The following is a 15662-nucleotide window of genomic DNA, read 5'->3' as shown; positions in this document are numbered from 1 at the left end:
GTTTATTTATGCCGAATGAAAAATCGAATAATTCAGAAATATTAGAGAATTTATCTCATATCAAGACGATTACAAACTATAAAACAGAGTATTGTAAACAAACAAGTATTTATTTTATCATTTGGGGCCTTATTTGGATAATGGGGTATTCAATACCTTTACTTTTTGCTAATCCAATAACTATAGGTGTCTTTTGGCTTGTTTTAGGTATTGTGGGCTGGGTTATCACTTTAACTACATATTTTAAACAAAGGAAAATGATACCAATGCCCTTGTTTTTAAGAACTCAATTGCAATACACATGGCTTGGCCTTGGAATCATTTTAGGTATCTTTATTTTTTTAATATGTGTTGGTTTATTACCATATACAGTAGATAATTTACCCTTTTATATTGTTTTATTGGTATCCATAATGTATTTACTTTTAGGTATTGTTCTAGCTAAAGAGATTTTTATTATGGGGTTCTGGTTAAGTGTTTTAGGTGTAACTACATTTTTATTATTTCCTAGTTTAATGAACATTATTTTTGCTTTTATTGGTGGAGGAAGTTTGTTATTAACTGGTGTGATTTTAAAAAGAAAAGGACAAGGAAATGAGTAATGTCAATAGTTTAAATGATTTAATCCATCCAAAAGTCCGGTTAGGGATTATGAGTTTATTAATGATTTATGAAACATGTGATTTTACCTTCTTAAAAGGTTCTTTATCTGTAACAGACGGGAATTTGGGCTCGCATTTGAAAAAATTAGAAGAAGCTGGCTATGTGCTAATTACAAAGACCTTTGTGGATAAAAAACCAAAAACAATAGTTAGTATAACAGATTTAGGAGAGCACGCTTACAAAGAATATTTGAGTGTTATTGAAGCCATTTTAAAAAATAAATGAGATGAAAGGAAAGGGTGCCGAATGTTGAAAATAGAAAACGTCAGTAAAAAATACGGAGCTTCCCAAGCGTTAAGAAGTATTACATTAACGATTCCAGAAGGAGTTTGTTATGGATTAATAGGTCCAAATGGCTCTGGTAAATCAACCTTAATGAAAATTATATCTCATATAATTAAATCTTATGAAGGCAAAGTTGAGCATGTTGGTGAGTCTAAAAGTGCGCTAGGCTACATCCCCCAAGACATCAGCTTGGAGGAAAAATTAACAGCTAAAGTAAATATGGAGTTTTTTGGACAGATTTATGGTTTAAAAGGGAAGAAATTAGATGAAAGAGTAGAAAAAACACTAAAAGATGTAGGGTTGTGGGAAAGAGCAAATGATATAGTTGAACATTTTTCAGGAGGAATGAAACGCCGTTTGAATATTGGCTGCGCTCTCATGCACGCCCCTGAGTTAATTCTTTTAGATGAACCGACAGTGGGGGTAGATCCTCAATCAAGACGCTATATTTTTGACATAATCAACAAATTGAAGGAAGAGGGAAGAACTATTATCTATGTTAGTCATTATATGGAGGAAATAGAGAGTTTATGTGATTATGTGGCTTTCATTGATAAAGGAAAAATTGTTGAAGAAGGAAAAATAGGTGAACTTTTGAATCGTTATGCAGAAACATCTGTCTTTTTTGATTCTATGATTCCTAATAAAACATTAACTAGTCTCGGGTATGACTTTGTAACTTATCAAGGCGGTGTGTTAGTTAAAACAACAAAACCCTTAGAAACGTTAGAAGATTTGGCTAAACTGAGTAAAAAAGAATCATTGGTTCCCCAACAATTATCTTTGTACAGACCTAGACTCGAAGATGTATTTTTTCAATTAACAGGAACAGATTTACGTGATCAATTCCAATAAAAATGTCTTTATGAATGAAAACCACTCTCGTATTTTAATTCATATAACTTATAAGAGTGATTGACATAGTTAAGAGGCATACATCAAACGAACAGAATTACCTTGTGTGAACCTTCAATTTAAAATAATAAGTAGGTTAGTTAAGATGATTTGACTAATTATAATTAAATACATCTATAAATGGTAAAATAATTAAAAAATGTGATTATTTTAAAGCGATATAAGAAAGCGAATTAAATTAATATAACGGGAGTGATTTTTATGTGGCCATTAGTCCGCATCGAATCCATAAAACAAGTGAAAGATCGATCTTTGTTGTTCTGGACCATTTTGTTGCCAGTTGCTTCAATTATTCTTTTAATAGAATTATTTACATCAGGTAGTTCACAAGCACAAAAAACATTAGTTGCTTCTCAATCGGTTACAGGAATGAGTGTGTTTTTTTCCACATTTGTTATTATTTCAATTGTAATTAGCTTTGTAAAAGATCGAGAGAAAGGAATTGTGGCAAGGCTGGCAAGTACTCCCTTACAGCCGCATAATTTTTTTCTTGGAAAGTGTATTCCGTTCTTTGTCATCATTTTATTTCAAGTTTTGTTGTTAACCATTTTGGGTGTTTACTTATATGGTATTGAAATCACACAATACAGCTCGTATTTCTTAGTAGTTGTCCTATTATCAATGCAAGTCACTTCATGGGGAGTAGCCATCGCCGCATTTGCTAAAACTGAGAATACAGGTTTAGTGATGACGAACATGATTGCTTTAGGGACAGCGGTTGCTTGTGGTTTATGGACTCCATTTGATCAATTACCTAGTTATTTAAAAATAATTGGAATGCTCTTCCCACAGTATTGGGCACATCAAGGCTTAGTGCAATCAGTATCAACACTACCCGGGGGGGAGAATTTGATCTTAGTAACAGTAGTCCTTATAGGTTATACACTGTTAGGATTTATTCTTTCGTTGGTTGGTTATAAAAAATATATAAAGAGAGCCAGAGGCTAGGCTATAAAATTTCAGCTGAATGTTATGCACATAAACTAACTTAAATTTTAATGATTTATCTAAACTTCAATTAGTCTATTTCTAGAACGTTGACCGAAAAATCAATACTTGTAAGCCGTCTTTTTATATAGAAGGAGTGGGGCAATGTTAAGTGAAAAGTTAGAATTATATGTTGAAAGTTGTTTTCGGCCATATAAAAAAGACAAAACATATGAAGAAAAGAAAAAAGAATTATTAGAGATGCTTGGAAAAGTTAAATTAAAACTGAAAAATGCTGGAACAAAAGATGAAGAAGTTCAGGATATGCTTATTGAAAAGCTGAAATCAGGTGAAATAAGCATTGATGTCAATACATTAGATATTGATGATCATAATCGAGTAGAGCATGTGAAAAAAATATTTGTTAATGCTGATTTAGATTGGTTGACTTTTATAAATGTTAAGTATAAATTGTGCGATTTTAAAGGGCTATCGATCGTACAAAAAGTGATGAACCATTCAGAATTTAATGGGTGTTATCTGAGAAAAATGAATGTTAGCAATTCTAAAATTTCCACATCAACTTTTGAAAAGAGTGATTTGACTCAATCTCATTTTGAACATTGTGAGATAACGAATTCATCTTTATATGGCTGTCATTTACCCAATGTTCGTATTGATGAATCAACTTTAATAAATGTTTCATTTGAAAATTGTTATTTTAAAAACATCTCTTTTGAGAATTCTAAATTAATAAATGTTAATTTCAAATCATGTACGTTTAAAAAATTAAATTTTATTGGAGTGACAATGGATAAAATGACCTATCATATCTTAGAAGGAGAAGGGGCTGATTTAAGCGGTGTGAAAGTAATCGATAGTTAATGTAGTAGGCTGTTGAGAAAAATCTCAATAGCCTTTTTTGTTTTATCCTCTATCTCTAGATTACCCCATTAGTATCATGATCACCGTGTCTTTGGGTTGAAATTCAAATATATGTAAGAGAAATAGTTGTGTTGAGAATTTAAATTGAAGTACAAGAATTAGTTTAATTATAAGAGGGAGCTTTACAAAAGCGAGTTAAATGCAAGGTTTTCGTTAAGGAGAATAAGTGTGGAAAATTTCTATTTTTCCAAATAAAAGATGACCACACACCTAACTAATCTGCTTCGCTAAGTGTGTGGGAGGTTTTTTCAATCATATATATTACGAAAAAACCTAAAGTTGATTAGAAAGTTGAAGAACTTGAGATGATTGTTGTGCAAGTGCAGCGCGCAGCCATTGGTTCAAATAAATGTTGACCTTCCCCATGTACCTTAGCAGACAAAGCAGTTGGAATTGTAATTTTAGTCATCTTTAAACCTCCTTAAATAAAATTTATCAACATAGATTATGTAGTTGATATATTACATATGATGGTTCATAAGTCTTTATTTGTCAATAATTAAGTGTGAAAGTTTTATATTTTCTGAAAAGTACATTGATAACACCAAAAAAGTGTGGTTTAATATGACTATGGAAAATAATACTATAATTAAAATTTTATGTATTTAAAGTCATTATATGGTCTAGATGTTATTTTTTAATTGAGGGATGATGTTAATTTGGATCAATTATTTTGGGTATTTAGATATTAAGTTAAGTAAATGTATGAAAAAAGTCGAGGTTAACTATGTTATGAAGAACTCAAAAAGAAGATTACTATTTCTGTTAAAAGTTTAATCATTTTATCTAACTGAGAGATAAGAAAGAGAAAAGAGGGAAGTGCTGTTTATGAGTATTCATTATGTCGGTATTAGAGAACCAATAAAAGTCTATTTAGAGAAGATGAAAGTTGATTATGACGACTACCCTGTTCAAGTTATTGATTTGGGCGGAGCGGTCAATTATGACAAAGAATTTTTTATAAATAATACTGATTTTCAAACGGAAACAATTCTTTTATCTAATAGAAGGCATAATGTCGAGGATGAACTAGGTTCTCTTGAAAGTGAATTATTGAAAATTTATCAGAATAGTATACTTTATAGGACTTCACCGCTTGATATCAATATAGAACTTTATAGAGGATGGGCAGGTGCTACTGGAAAATTAATAACTGCATTTTCTCCCGAGGGAGTTAATTGGATTAATACAATAGATGTTATAAAGGCATGTTTGATCCCTAAAAAAGATGTTAGAAGTCGCGCTGGAAAAGCATATGATTTAACAGGGCCAGAGTTAGTAAGTATGAGTAGGCTTAAGGATATCTTTGAAAAGGATTTAGACATGAAAATTGAATTATATTGTAAAAGTAAAGAAGAGGTTATAACAATTTTATTCCAAAATAATATGCCTTTAGATGTATTAGAATGGTTAGTCGGATTTCAGGAATATTCTTCTTCAAAACAATTACAGCCATTTACGAAAACGCTAGAACAAATAATTGGTCATCCCCCAACAAGTGCACAATTATTTAAAAATACAAATTAGTTATTCTTAAAGGAGGAATAATGTATGTTTGTTAAAGAACAAGAAAGCACGAGATATAAATTAGCACCACACGTTACGCTGGGTAAATTAGAAGACAGTTTGATTGGTTTAAAAGCGCAAACTGTCACCAAAATTGAAGGTGAAGGAATTATTGAATTTATTCAAGAAATTTCTAATCATCTCACGAAAGATAATGGGGTTTCAATTAAAGAGCTAGAGGAGAATTTTGAAATTGAGAGTGATCAATTAAAACATGTCCTCGAATTTTTAGTTGCGAATGGAATATGTGTTAAGACTGATATGAACTTTGATTTGACTGCGCTTTTGTCTTATGAAAGAGCCGGTGGCCAAGTATTGGTTGAAGATATACTAGATCGTTTAAAAACAGGGATTGTTGAAGTGATTGCGCAGGATCACAATCCAGTTGCTGTAGAATTCATTCGTCATTTGCAAGAGGCAGGGCTACATGTAGCGCTTAAGGGAGAAATAACTAAGCAACCAAATATCAGGGTTGCTATTGGTAAATCTCATTTAGATCCGATTTTGGAAGAAATAAATGACCTAGCATTAGAAGACCATATACCTTGGTTAAGCATTGTGCCATATGATGGACAGACATCTTGGGTAGGTCCATTTTTCATACCACATCAATCAGCTTGTTTACATTGTTATAACCTTCGAAAATCAGCGAACTTTTCTGACGAAGTACTGCGTTCAGACTTAATGAAAATCAAACCTGTAAAGCCTGAAAAGAAGCCGGTTTATCATATGCCGATTAATTTAGTTCAAATCGGGATTGCAAGTAATTTAATTCTAGAATGGCTCACTTTAAAAGATTACGCACCAAGTGCAACACCAGGTGGATTTACAACAATTAATTTAGATGATAAGGGAGTATCTGTTCATAATCATCGTGTTTATAGAGTACCAAGATGCCCTAAGTGTTCTCCAGCTGCAGATACCGGTTTTCCTCAAGTTTGGTTTCATGGTGAGGTGAAAAATTAATTATGGTTAATAAATGGACAACATTAGAAGAGTCATGGGAGATACTTGACCAATTGGCGGATCCTTATGTTGGGATAGTCCGTAGAGAGTATAGAAAACTCAGAGACGTTGATGATATATGGGGTCATTCATATGGAGCGCATGGTACAGACAGCAATATTTTATTTGGAGTACCATCTAATTCTTATAATGGGGGAGGGTCTGCTAATCCAGCAGCAGCCAGATTAGCAGCTATAGGTGAAACGGTAGAAAGATATAGTGCAGCTTATTTACCTTTAAACTCTGATGTAGTTTGTTTTGGAACACAAAAGGACTTAATCAATGAAAACAAATCAGTAATTGGCTTTGATAAGTGGGAAATGTATGCTGTCACCCAATATGAAGATCCGAATTTTCCTCATAATGTATGGAATGAAGATACAAAATTATGGTGGAGAAAAGGTCATATTGCTGAAAATAATGAAGAAGTTTGGACGCCTGCTCAATTAATTCATATTGCAAACTATACTGAGTGGCCAGGAGACCCAAATATTGGTCATGCAACTAGTAATGGACTAGCATGTGGTATTACATATCAAGAAGCGGCAATCTCAGGTTTATTTGAAACAATTGAAAGAGATGCATTTATGCTTACTTGGTACAATAAGTTAAGTTTACCGCAGATCGATATTAATACTTCACCTAGATTAAAACATTTCTATGAACGATATATTAAACCTACATCTCTTGATTTGCATTTAGTAGATATGACCGTTTTTTCTGGTGTACCTACTATTTTGGCAGTGATAAGAAATCCTCATACAGATTTAGCTCCATTTGCTATTGGCGCTGCCTCTGCTCATTCAATTGAAAGAGCATGTGAGAAAGCTGCAATAGAGGGAATGTATACAAGAACTTGGGTAAAAACAGAACAACGATTAGGGAATGCGCTAGTAGATGTAGATTATCATCGTGATATAAATAGTTTTGAAGATCATATTAAACTCTATGCTGGAACAGCTATTGTGAAAGAAGCTGATTTTTTAACTGCGAGCAAGAAATTAGTGGATGTTAATGATTATACACCGTTTGATGATGGTTCTCCAGATATCTTATGGACTAGTCTCGTCAGTCATTTATCAAAACAAGGATATCATGTAGCAACTTTTGATTTAACCAGTCCTGATATAAAAGATGCTGGTGCATATGTCGTAAAATCAATTATTCCTGGATATAAACCGATTGACGTTCTATATAGAGGTAGAATGTTGGGTGGAGAACGAATTTTAAAACACTCTTATCAATTAGGTTTAGTAGATAAACCTTTTAAATTAGAAGAACTGAATCCAATTCCGCATCCATTTCCTTAATATCGTAGAAAGGTGATTAAATATATGAATAGTATTGAAAGACATGCTACTAATTTGGCTGATGTTGTGTATGGAAACGAAGCATTACGGTTTGATGATCCTTCTGAAAATTGGTTTGAAGCAACAAAAATCTATAGAGGTTCAATGGCATGGGACGCACCTGGTGTTGCAGGACTGCTTCGATCTCAAACTTTGCAAAAGATTGCTACACATGCAAGTAAAAGGTTTGATGACCTACCATTAATTTCACTACCTAAACCATTAAATACAAATATATCTTTAGACGATGTCATTAAGGGACGAAGAAGTGCAGATTATTTTAGCGGGGGGAGTGTTTCATTAGAACAACTCTCAACAGTTTTACAGAAGAGTTATGGATTGGTAGAGCGTAAAGAAGGACCTAGACGTCCTATACCATCTGGTGGTGCGCTCTATCCTCTAGATCTATATATTGTAGCCAATAAAGTGGATACTTTAGACAAAGGTGTTTATCATTTCGATCCGTATAGAAGAGGATTGACTAAAATGGGTGATTACTCCGAAAAAGAATTTGAGAAAATAATGTTACAAGAAGAATCAGTTCAAGATTTTGCATTTGCTATAGTCATTTCAGCTAATTTTTGGCGTTCTCGATTTAAGTATGGACATCGTTCTTATCGCTTTGTTTTTATGGAGGCAGGACATGTCATGCAAAATATGATCATGCTATCTACTGCACAGAAGATTAATAGTCGACCGTTCGGAGGGTTTATCGATGATGAGTTGATGGAATTGATCGGTGGATTTAATGGGGTAGATGATGCCCCAATTTATACATTGATTGCGGGTACTTAAATAAATGATTTCAATGATAGCAGCTTTAGGGATCCTCATTCACTTTTTGGGTCCCTTAAGTTCTAAAATGGTTGTCAAAATCATGAGAGATAAATCAACAGCCAATCGAAGGCTAACAACATATATCACACCTCAGAGGAGCTATGATGGACTCACCATTATCGGAGCTTCTATATGCTGTGGGGCGCTTTCTCAAGAACTCTTTGTTGAAGTCGCGAATAGTAAAAATGTATTTGGCATTTTATTTTTCTTTTTGTTAGGAGTACTTTTACCATCAGTGCTATGGAAAATAAAAAACAAAGTGATTGTATTTAAAGGTAGATATGCTGTCAATGTTGATTCAATCGTTTTTCTTCCATTGACTGCTCTATCAGAAGAAGTAATTTGGCGCTTTATTCTTCCGGCTTTATTAATGAATTTATGGGAATCTATTGCAATATCAATCTGTGTAAGTTCGATAGGATTTATATTGCTGCATATACCATTAGGCGGTGCTAAGTCAACTGCTTATATGTCTCTTTTTACATTAATTACAGTTATTTCATATTTTGTATTTGGGATTTTAGCAGCGATAGCATTTCATATTTCTCATAATTTGTTCATTCATTTTTTTCACCCTCTCAAAGTAAAGGAATTCAAAACGAAACCTCCCGTATTATCTGAAACTGACTGGTGAGGCTTTTATAAAGGTGGTAAACCCTGTGATGATACAAGAAAAAATCAAAGAGCTTGAAGTAAAAAGAGCTCTGGCTCAGTCATGGTTTTTGGATCCAGATAAAAGAAAAATAAGTTCAAATTATGATAATAGAGAAACACCATTTACTCGATTTCTATCAGCTGAAACTTTCATTTCTTATTATCAACTAACATTCAAAAAAACACCTGTTTCTATTTTAGATATAGGGTGTGGACAAGGTCAGATGCTTGAGTATATATCTAAGCAATTACCTCTAGCTGATTTGACTGGGATTGATTCATCTGAAGAAGCCATACATTGTGCAAATAAATTAAATATAAAAGCCAATTTTATTTGTACAGATATAAAAAATTTTTCATCACATGCTAAAATATATGATGTGATTTTAATACATCTGTGTTTTGGGCTATTTGAAAATCCGATCGAATTATTAGAACAGTTACTTCCTTATTTATCAAATGAATCTATGATTTATATTGTTGATTTAAATCGAGATAGTATAGAAAGTGGATTGAGTTCAGTTCAGAGCAAAGAAGAAGAACTGTATATATATGATCAATATCATGCCTCGTTGACATTATCTGAGTTTGAACAGTTACTCACCTATATTACCAAACCGAGAGAAGATATGATGTATAAGATTGGTACTTCTATAATTGGAGGATTTAGCCCATTTAGTATGGAATTTTTATCGTTAATAGGAAATGGAAATTTACAACAAACGTTAAGACAGGCTCCAGATCAATATAGCAGTTCAACGCAGAAAGTACCTGTACTTTTACATGCGTGGCTTATTAAAAATTCTGGCTAAATAACTCCATCTAAACATGGTCCTTTCTTTATGTGTAATGTTAAGGTTATCAGTACAGTATTCCGCCTACTCTCCATGGAGTTCGATGTGAATTTTTTCTCAATTTTATTCGCTAGAAACAAGTTGGGAGGGTTTTCTTTGAAATGAGGGAGCAAAGGCAAAGCGATTAAAATGGAAGCCTGCTTATTTCTTTAACATTTACACTCTTTTCTTCTATATTAAATATCAACCATTCTGTTTAATACAAAATGCTTTTTCGACATAGAAATGATTTAGTGCAGATGGAGATCATTTTTCATAGGGAGTTCTGTTCTTCGCCCATAGTATACAGCTGCGATTATCACCAGCCCGTTCTGTTCATATTGGCATATATAATAAAGGAAGAGAGAGTTATGATTGGTTTAAAGTAAACGATTTACGAGTACCTGTTATAAGGAAGAACTTCATTTGCATAAAAAAATTGGATATGGTATAGTTTTTATGGAAATGCTAACGATTACCGAGACAAGAGTGGGGAAACCCGCTCTTTTGTATTGAACAGGCAATTTTTGTCTCGACATTATTCATCCGTTTTCTGCTCCCCCTGCTCACATAAAGCAGGGTTTTTATGCAGAATGATTGATAAGAGCGTTTATCGAAAGCACAAGGAGGAAGAGAATGAGCAAAAAAGTAGTGGATGTCGTAAGCGAAATGGTACAGCCAATTTTAGATGGCTTACAGCTTGAACTCGTTGATGTTGAATTTGTCAAAGAGGGTCAAAACTGGTTCCTTCGCGTGTTTATTGACTCTGATAAAGGCGTCGATATCGAAGAATGTGCCAAAGTGAGCGAAGCCTTGAGCGAAAAGCTTGATGAGGCAGATCCGATTAGCCAAAACTACTTTCTTGAAGTGTCCTCTCCTGGAGCGGAGCGCCCATTAAAGAAAAAAGCTGATTTTGAAAAAGCACTTGGAAAAAATGTTTTCATGAAAACATATGAACCAATTGATGGTGAAAAAGCATTTGAAGGTGAGCTTACAAGCTTTGATGGTGAGATTGCAACAGTGACAGTGAAGATCAAGACAAGAAAGAAAGAGATCAATATTCCATACGAAAAAATAGCTAACGCAAGATTAGCAGTTTCGTTCAATTAACCTTTTCATTGATATAAGGGGGAACCATAAAAATGAGTAGTGAGTTGTTAGATGCCCTGACTGTTCTCGAGAAAGAGAAGGGTATTAGTAAAGAAATTATTATTGAAGCGATAGAAGCTGCACTCATTTCTGCATATAAGCGTAACTTTAATCAAGCGCAAAATGTTCGTGTTGATTTAAACCGCGAAACGGGAACAATTCGCGTATTTGCAAGAAAAGATGTTGTAGATGAAGTGTATGATTCTCGCCTTGAAATCTCTGTAGATGATGCAGCCAATATGAACCCGAATTACATGGTAGGTGACGTCGTTGAAATTGAAGTCACGCCAAAAGATTTCGGACGCATTGCAGCTCAAACTGCGAAACAAGTGGTGACGCAGCGAGTGAGAGAAGCAGAGCGAGGTGTGATCTACACTGAGTTTATCGATCGCGAGGAAGACATTATGACGGGAATCGTTCAGCGAATTGACAGTAAATTCATTTACGTGTCACTTGGCAAAATCGAAGCCCTTCTTCCGGTCAACGAACAAATGCCAAATGAGGACTACAAACCACATGACCGCATTAAGGTGTTTATTACAAAAGTCGAAAAAACAACAAAAGGACCACAAATTTATGTGTCTAGAACACATCCAGGTCTTTTAAAGCGTTTATTTGAAATTGAAGTGCCAGAAATTTATGATGGTACTGTAGAGCTTAAATCGGTTGCTAGAGAAGCTGGGGACCGTTCTAAAATCTCTGTTCGTACGGATGATCCTGATGTTGACCCAGTTGGTTCTTGTGTTGGACCAAAAGGCCAGCGTGTACAAGCAATTGTCAACGAGCTAAAAGGCGAAAAAATTGACATTGTCCATTGGTCTAATGACCCGGTTGAATTTGTTGCCAATGCATTAAGTCCATCAAAAGTACTTGATGTTATTGTGAATGAAGAAGATAAGGCGACAACAGTCATTGTCCCTGATTATCAGCTGTCGTTAGCCATTGGTAAAAGAGGTCAAAATGCTCGTCTTGCAGCAAAGCTGACTAGCTGGAAAATTGACATTAAAAGCGAAACAGATGCAAGGGAACTCGGTATTTTCCCAAGAACTGAAGACTCTGAATCTCTTTTCTTAGAGGCTGAACCAGTAGCTGAGGAATCTGACGAATAAGAGGTGATGTAAAAGGTGAATAGCCGAAAAAAAATCCCGCTTAGAAAATGTGTCGTGACGGGAGAAATGAAACCAAAGAAAGAACTGATCCGTGTTGTTCGTTCTAAAGAAGGTGAAGTGTCTGTTGACGCAACTGGAAAAAAGAACGGACGCGGAGCTTACCTTTCTCTCGATAAAGAAACCATTCTTGCGGCAAAGAACAAACGCAGTTTACAGCAGCAATTTCAGACACAGATTGACGAACACATATTTGAAGAATTACTAGAACTAGCTGAAAAGGTGAAAAAACCAAATGACTGATTCTAAGTGGTATCCTTTGCTTGGTCTAGCAAATCGAGCTCGTAAAGTCGTGTCAGGAGAAGATCTTGTGATCAAAGAAGTTAGACATGCGCGTGCTAAGCTGGTTCTTCTTGCAGCAGATGCCTCACCGAACACAGAGAAAAAGGTATCTGACAAATGCAAATTTTATAATGTTCCGGTTAGAAAAATTGAAGACCGTTCCGTTCTCGGACGTTCTATTGGGAAAGAAGCTCGCGTAGTTGTCGCTGTCACTGACCAAGGCTTCGCTAAGAAGCTTATAAGCTTGCTCGATTAATTTATTTGGGGGTGAACGAATGGCTAAAGTGAGAGTATATGAATACGCAAAAGCCATAGATGTTTCAAGTAAAGATATTATAGCAGCGCTTAAGGATATGAATGTGGAAGTGAACAACCACATGGCGACGCTTGAAGACGACACTGTGAAAAAGCTAGACGCTATCTATAAAAAAGCCAAAGCAAAAGAGACAACTAACGAGAAACCCGCAGAACAAAAAAAACAATCATCTAACAAAAACAATGATAGAAAGAAGAATGACGTGCAGAATAATCAATTTAATAAAAACAAAAAAAACAACAACCAAAACAAAAACAAAAATAAACGCGGTGGGAATAACAAATCGCAGCATCAACAAGCTAGACCTGTGAAGCCTAAGAAAGAGCTTCCTGAAAAAATTGAATTTACAAATTCAATGACAGTCGGCCAGCTGGCTGAAGAGCTTGGAAAAGAAACAGCTGAAATTATCAAAAAGCTGATGATGCTTGGTGTAATGGCAACCATTAACCAAGAGCTGGATAAAGATACAGTTGAACTAATCGCTTCTGAATATGGCGTTCCAGTAGAGGAAGTCATTATTTTAGAAGAAACTGAACTTGAAAAGTATGAAGTGGAAGATAAAGAAGAAGATATGCAAGTACGCCCTCCAGTTGTGACGATCATGGGACACGTTGACCACGGGAAAACAACGCTTCTTGACAGCATTCGTAAGACGAAAGTCGTTGAAGGCGAAGCTGGTGGAATCACGCAGCATATCGGTGCATACCAAATTGAAGAAAACGGCAAGAAAATCACGTTCCTTGATACACCTGGACACGCAGCCTTTACAATGATGCGTGCACGTGGTGCCGAGGTAACGGATACAACCATTCTAGTCGTGGCAGCAGATGATGGTGTGATGCCGCAAACGGTAGAAGCTATTAACCATGCGAAAGCAGCAGAAGTGCCAATCATTGTTGCTGTCAACAAAATTGACAAACCAACAGCGAACCCTGACCGTGTGATGCAGGAATTAACGGAGCATGGTCTAGTACCAGAAGCTTGGGGCGGCGAAACGATCTTCGTTCCTCTATCTGCAAAAACAGGTGAAGGCATTGACGAATTGATCGAAATGATCCTTCTTGTCAGCGAAGTTGGAGAACTGAAAGCCAACCCAAATCGTGCGGCAAAAGGGACTGTTATCGAGGCTGAGCTTGATAAAGGAAGAGGGTCAGTTGCAACCCTTCTTGTTCAAACTGGTACGCTTCAAGTAGGTGACCCAATCGTTGTCGGAAATACATTTGGGCGCGTTCGTGCAATGGTCAATGACATCGGACGCCGCGTGAAAACAGCAGGACCATCTACACCTGTTGAAATCACTGGTTTAAACGATGTACCAAATGCAGGGGATCAGTTCCTCGTATTCAAAGATGAAAAAACAGCTCGTCAAGTAGGTGAGGCGCGTGCTTCGAAACAGCTTGATGAACAGCGTTCAGACAAAGCGAAATTATCTCTAGATGACCTATTTGAGCAAATCAAACAAGGTGAAGTGAAAGATATCAACTTGATCGTGAAAGCAGACGTACAAGGTTCTGCTGAAGCACTGACGGCCGCTCTTCAAAAAATTGAAGTGGAAGGCGTAAAAGTGAAAATCATCCATACGGGTGTTGGAGCGATTACAGAATCTGATATTATTTTAGCAAGTGCTTCTAATGCGATCGTGATCGGATTTAACGTACGTCCTGATGGAAATGCGAAGAGCACAGCTGAAACAGAAAACGTAGATATCCGCTTACACCGCATTATTTATAAAGTCATCGATGAAATTGAAGCGGCGATGAAAGGAATGCTTGACCCTGAATATGAAGAAAAAGTCATCGGTCAAGTTGAAGTTCGTCAAACGTTCAAAGTATCTAAAATCGGTACAATTGCTGGTGGCTATGTTACTGAAGGAACGATCACAAGAGATAGTGGTATCCGCTTAATCCGTGACGGCGTCGTTATTTTTGAAGGCGAAGTCGACGTATTAAAACGATTCAAAGATGACGTGAAAGAAGTTTCACAAGGTTATGAATGTGGTATTACCATTAAGAAATACAATGATATCCGTGAAGGCGACGTTCTGGAATCATTTGTTATGCAAGAAATCGAAAGAAAATGATCGGTTATACCGAATGTGAGTGCATCATTTATGATGCCTCCTCACTGAAGGAAAAACGTGCGGTTCTTCAGCGTATATTGACAAGAACGCGCCATAAATTCAATGTAACCATGGCTGAAATGGATTACCAGGACACATGGCAGCGTACATCAATTGGAATCGCCGTGATTTCCTCATCTCGGGTTCAAGTGGAAAAGGAATTGCAGCGTGTTTTAAGCTTTATTGATTCTTTTCCTGAAATTGAACGAACGATCACGAAAACTGAGTGGTTTTAATTAGAGGTGATATGATCATGAGTATGAGAGCAACCCGCGTGGGTGAGCAGATGAAAAAAGAATTAGGCGATATCCTAGGCAGAAAGCTAAAAGATCCAAGAATCGGCTTTTTGACTGTAACCGATGTCGAAGTAACCGGTGATTTGCAAATTGCCAAAGTCTACATTTCTGTTCTCGGTGACGAGAAGAAAAGAGAGGAAACCTTAAAAGGCCTTGCTAAGGCTAAAGGGTATATCCGCTCTGAAATTGGCAATCGAATTAGACTTCGCAAAACACCAGAACTGCACTTTGAATTCGATGAATCCGTAGATTACGGAAACCGAATTGAAAGCCTAATTGCTGAACTAAACACAAAAGATCACGAATAAGACGTTGAAATAAGGATAGGCGATGATCGTCTGTCCTTTTTCATCGT

General features: G+C 35.8%; 19 protein-coding genes. 18 read left to right on the top strand and 1 reads right to left on the bottom strand.

Features of this window, described 5'->3' with window-relative positions:
• The first annotated feature begins 8 nt into the window (after window positions 1–8).
• The 5 genes from MHH40_RS02410 to MHH40_RS02390 all read left to right on the top strand — a co-directional run bounded on the left by MHH40_RS02410 (window position 9) and on the right by MHH40_RS02390 (window position 3675).
• Window positions 9–602, top strand: coding sequence for a hypothetical protein (locus MHH40_RS02410; RefSeq protein ID WP_003211448.1), 594 nt, complete (start codon window positions 9–11; stop codon window positions 600–602).
• On the top strand, window positions 595–888 hold the full coding sequence (locus MHH40_RS02405; RefSeq protein WP_034619900.1) for a winged helix-turn-helix domain-containing protein: 294 nt from the start codon (window positions 595–597) through the stop codon (window positions 886–888). The genes MHH40_RS02410 and MHH40_RS02405 overlap by 8 nt, the downstream gene beginning before the upstream one ends.
• A gap of 21 nt (window positions 889–909) precedes the next feature.
• The gene (locus tag MHH40_RS02400; RefSeq protein ID WP_003211121.1) at window positions 910–1803 is read left to right on the top strand and encodes an ABC transporter ATP-binding protein; all 894 of its coding nucleotides are present in this window, start codon (window positions 910–912) and stop codon (window positions 1801–1803) included.
• A 261-nt stretch (window positions 1804–2064) separates the two neighbouring features.
• Window positions 2065–2811, top strand: coding sequence for an ABC transporter permease (locus MHH40_RS02395; RefSeq protein ID WP_050945024.1), 747 nt, complete (start codon window positions 2065–2067; stop codon window positions 2809–2811).
• Window positions 2812–2955: 144 nt separating this feature from the next.
• A complete protein-coding gene (locus MHH40_RS02390) occupies window positions 2956–3675 on the top strand; it encodes a pentapeptide repeat-containing protein (RefSeq protein ID WP_050945022.1) in 720 nt (239 codons plus the stop codon).
• 343 nt (window positions 3676–4018) lie between these two features.
• Here MHH40_RS02390 and MHH40_RS02385 read toward each other — a convergent pair whose 3' ends face one another.
• The gene (locus tag MHH40_RS02385; RefSeq protein WP_003212531.1) at window positions 4019–4144 is read right to left on the bottom strand and encodes a plantazolicin family TOMM peptide; all 126 of its coding nucleotides are present in this window, start codon (window positions 4142–4144) and stop codon (window positions 4019–4021) included.
• A 419-nt stretch (window positions 4145–4563) separates the two neighbouring features.
• Between MHH40_RS02385 and MHH40_RS02380 the strand changes: the two genes are divergently transcribed.
• The 13 genes from MHH40_RS02380 to rbfA all read left to right on the top strand — a co-directional run bounded on the left by MHH40_RS02380 (window position 4564) and on the right by rbfA (window position 15615).
• Window positions 4564–5262, top strand: a complete 699-nt coding sequence (locus tag MHH40_RS02380) for a protein involved in maturation (protein ID WP_050945020.1) — start codon at window positions 4564–4566, stop codon at window positions 5260–5262.
• Between the two features lie 24 nt (window positions 5263–5286).
• Entirely contained in the window at window positions 5287–6267 is a 981-nt protein-coding gene (locus tag MHH40_RS02375; protein WP_050945018.1) for a TOMM precursor leader peptide-binding protein, read from the top strand.
• Window positions 6268–6269: 2 nt separating this feature from the next.
• Window positions 6270–7616, top strand: a complete 1347-nt coding sequence (locus MHH40_RS02370) for a YcaO-like family protein (protein ID WP_003211025.1) — start codon at window positions 6270–6272, stop codon at window positions 7614–7616.
• A gap of 24 nt (window positions 7617–7640) precedes the next feature.
• On the top strand, window positions 7641–8450 hold the full coding sequence (locus MHH40_RS02365) for a SagB/ThcOx family dehydrogenase (RefSeq protein ID WP_050945016.1): 810 nt from the start codon (window positions 7641–7643) through the stop codon (window positions 8448–8450).
• An 82-nt stretch (window positions 8451–8532) separates the two neighbouring features.
• Entirely contained in the window at window positions 8533–9126 is a 594-nt protein-coding gene (locus tag MHH40_RS02360) for a CPBP family intramembrane glutamic endopeptidase (RefSeq protein ID WP_159037605.1), read from the top strand.
• Between the two features lie 28 nt (window positions 9127–9154).
• Window positions 9155–9958 carry a class I SAM-dependent methyltransferase gene (locus MHH40_RS02355; protein ID WP_233421742.1) on the top strand — a complete coding sequence of 268 codons (804 nt, stop codon included), beginning with the start codon at window positions 9155–9157 and terminating at the stop codon, window positions 9956–9958.
• Between the two features lie 657 nt (window positions 9959–10615).
• Complete coding sequence (gene rimP, locus MHH40_RS02350) at window positions 10616–11089, top strand: ribosome maturation factor RimP (protein WP_003211398.1); 474 nt, start codon at window positions 10616–10618, stop codon at window positions 11087–11089.
• 32 nt (window positions 11090–11121) lie between these two features.
• Window positions 11122–12237 (top strand): transcription termination factor NusA, encoded by a 1116-nt coding sequence (gene nusA / locus MHH40_RS02345; protein WP_003211013.1) that lies wholly within the window; start codon window positions 11122–11124, stop codon window positions 12235–12237.
• Window positions 12238–12252: 15 nt separating this feature from the next.
• Entirely contained in the window at window positions 12253–12537 is a 285-nt protein-coding gene (gene rnpM / locus MHH40_RS02340; protein ID WP_003210758.1) for an RNase P modulator RnpM, read from the top strand.
• Window positions 12530–12832, top strand: a complete 303-nt coding sequence (locus tag MHH40_RS02335) for a YlxQ family RNA-binding protein (protein WP_034619894.1) — start codon at window positions 12530–12532, stop codon at window positions 12830–12832. Before rnpM ends, MHH40_RS02335 begins: the two co-directional genes overlap by 8 nt.
• Window positions 12833–12851: 19 nt before the next feature.
• Window positions 12852–14972, top strand: a complete 2121-nt coding sequence (infB, locus tag MHH40_RS02330) for a translation initiation factor IF-2 (RefSeq protein ID WP_003212253.1) — start codon at window positions 12852–12854, stop codon at window positions 14970–14972.
• Complete coding sequence (locus MHH40_RS02325; RefSeq protein ID WP_012009994.1) at window positions 14969–15247, top strand: DUF503 domain-containing protein; 279 nt, start codon at window positions 14969–14971, stop codon at window positions 15245–15247. The genes infB and MHH40_RS02325 overlap by 4 nt, the downstream gene beginning before the upstream one ends.
• Before the next feature lie 17 nt (window positions 15248–15264).
• Entirely contained in the window at window positions 15265–15615 is a 351-nt protein-coding gene (gene rbfA, locus MHH40_RS02320) for a 30S ribosome-binding factor RbfA (protein ID WP_003210803.1), read from the top strand.
• Window positions 15616–15662: the final 47 nt, after the last annotated feature.

The sequence above is a fragment of the Bacillus sp. FSL K6-2431 genome, from assembly GCF_038005165.1.
GTDB classification, from domain to species: domain Bacteria; phylum Bacillota; class Bacilli; order Bacillales; family Bacillaceae; genus Bacillus; species Bacillus pumilus.
Note: the sequence above shows the minus strand (reverse complement) of the source record. Positions and strands in the feature narration are given on the sequence as shown.

Excerpts from the sequence above, each read along its gene's own strand:
- MHH40_RS02410 (WP_003211448.1), top strand. The coding sequence starts at position 9 with ATGCCGAATGAAAAATCGAATAATTCAGAAATATTAGAGAATTTATCT.
- MHH40_RS02405 (WP_034619900.1), top strand. The coding sequence starts at position 595 with ATGAGTAATGTCAATAGTTTAAATGATTTAATCCATCCAAAAGTCCGG.
- MHH40_RS02400 (WP_003211121.1), top strand. The coding sequence starts at position 910 with ATGTTGAAAATAGAAAACGTCAGTAAAAAATACGGAGCTTCCCAAGCG.
- MHH40_RS02395 (WP_050945024.1), top strand. The coding sequence starts at position 2,065 with ATGTGGCCATTAGTCCGCATCGAATCCATAAAACAAGTGAAAGATCGA.
- MHH40_RS02390 (WP_050945022.1), top strand. The coding sequence starts at position 2,956 with ATGTTAAGTGAAAAGTTAGAATTATATGTTGAAAGTTGTTTTCGGCCA.
- MHH40_RS02385 (WP_003212531.1), bottom strand. The coding sequence starts at position 4,144 with ATGACTAAAATTACAATTCCAACTGCTTTGTCTGCTAAGGTACATGGG.
- MHH40_RS02380 (WP_050945020.1), top strand. The coding sequence starts at position 4,564 with ATGAGTATTCATTATGTCGGTATTAGAGAACCAATAAAAGTCTATTTA.
- MHH40_RS02375 (WP_050945018.1), top strand. The coding sequence starts at position 5,287 with ATGTTTGTTAAAGAACAAGAAAGCACGAGATATAAATTAGCACCACAC.
- MHH40_RS02370 (WP_003211025.1), top strand. The coding sequence starts at position 6,270 with ATGGTTAATAAATGGACAACATTAGAAGAGTCATGGGAGATACTTGAC.
- MHH40_RS02365 (WP_050945016.1), top strand. The coding sequence starts at position 7,641 with ATGAATAGTATTGAAAGACATGCTACTAATTTGGCTGATGTTGTGTAT.
- MHH40_RS02360 (WP_159037605.1), top strand. The coding sequence starts at position 8,533 with ATGAGAGATAAATCAACAGCCAATCGAAGGCTAACAACATATATCACA.
- MHH40_RS02355 (WP_233421742.1), top strand. The coding sequence starts at position 9,155 with ATGATACAAGAAAAAATCAAAGAGCTTGAAGTAAAAAGAGCTCTGGCT.
- rimP (WP_003211398.1), top strand. The coding sequence starts at position 10,616 with ATGAGCAAAAAAGTAGTGGATGTCGTAAGCGAAATGGTACAGCCAATT.
- nusA (WP_003211013.1), top strand. The coding sequence starts at position 11,122 with ATGAGTAGTGAGTTGTTAGATGCCCTGACTGTTCTCGAGAAAGAGAAG.
- MHH40_RS02335 (WP_034619894.1), top strand. The coding sequence starts at position 12,530 with ATGACTGATTCTAAGTGGTATCCTTTGCTTGGTCTAGCAAATCGAGCT.
- infB (WP_003212253.1), top strand. The coding sequence starts at position 12,852 with ATGGCTAAAGTGAGAGTATATGAATACGCAAAAGCCATAGATGTTTCA.
- MHH40_RS02325 (WP_012009994.1), top strand. The coding sequence starts at position 14,969 with ATGATCGGTTATACCGAATGTGAGTGCATCATTTATGATGCCTCCTCA.
- rbfA (WP_003210803.1), top strand. The coding sequence starts at position 15,265 with ATGAGTATGAGAGCAACCCGCGTGGGTGAGCAGATGAAAAAAGAATTA.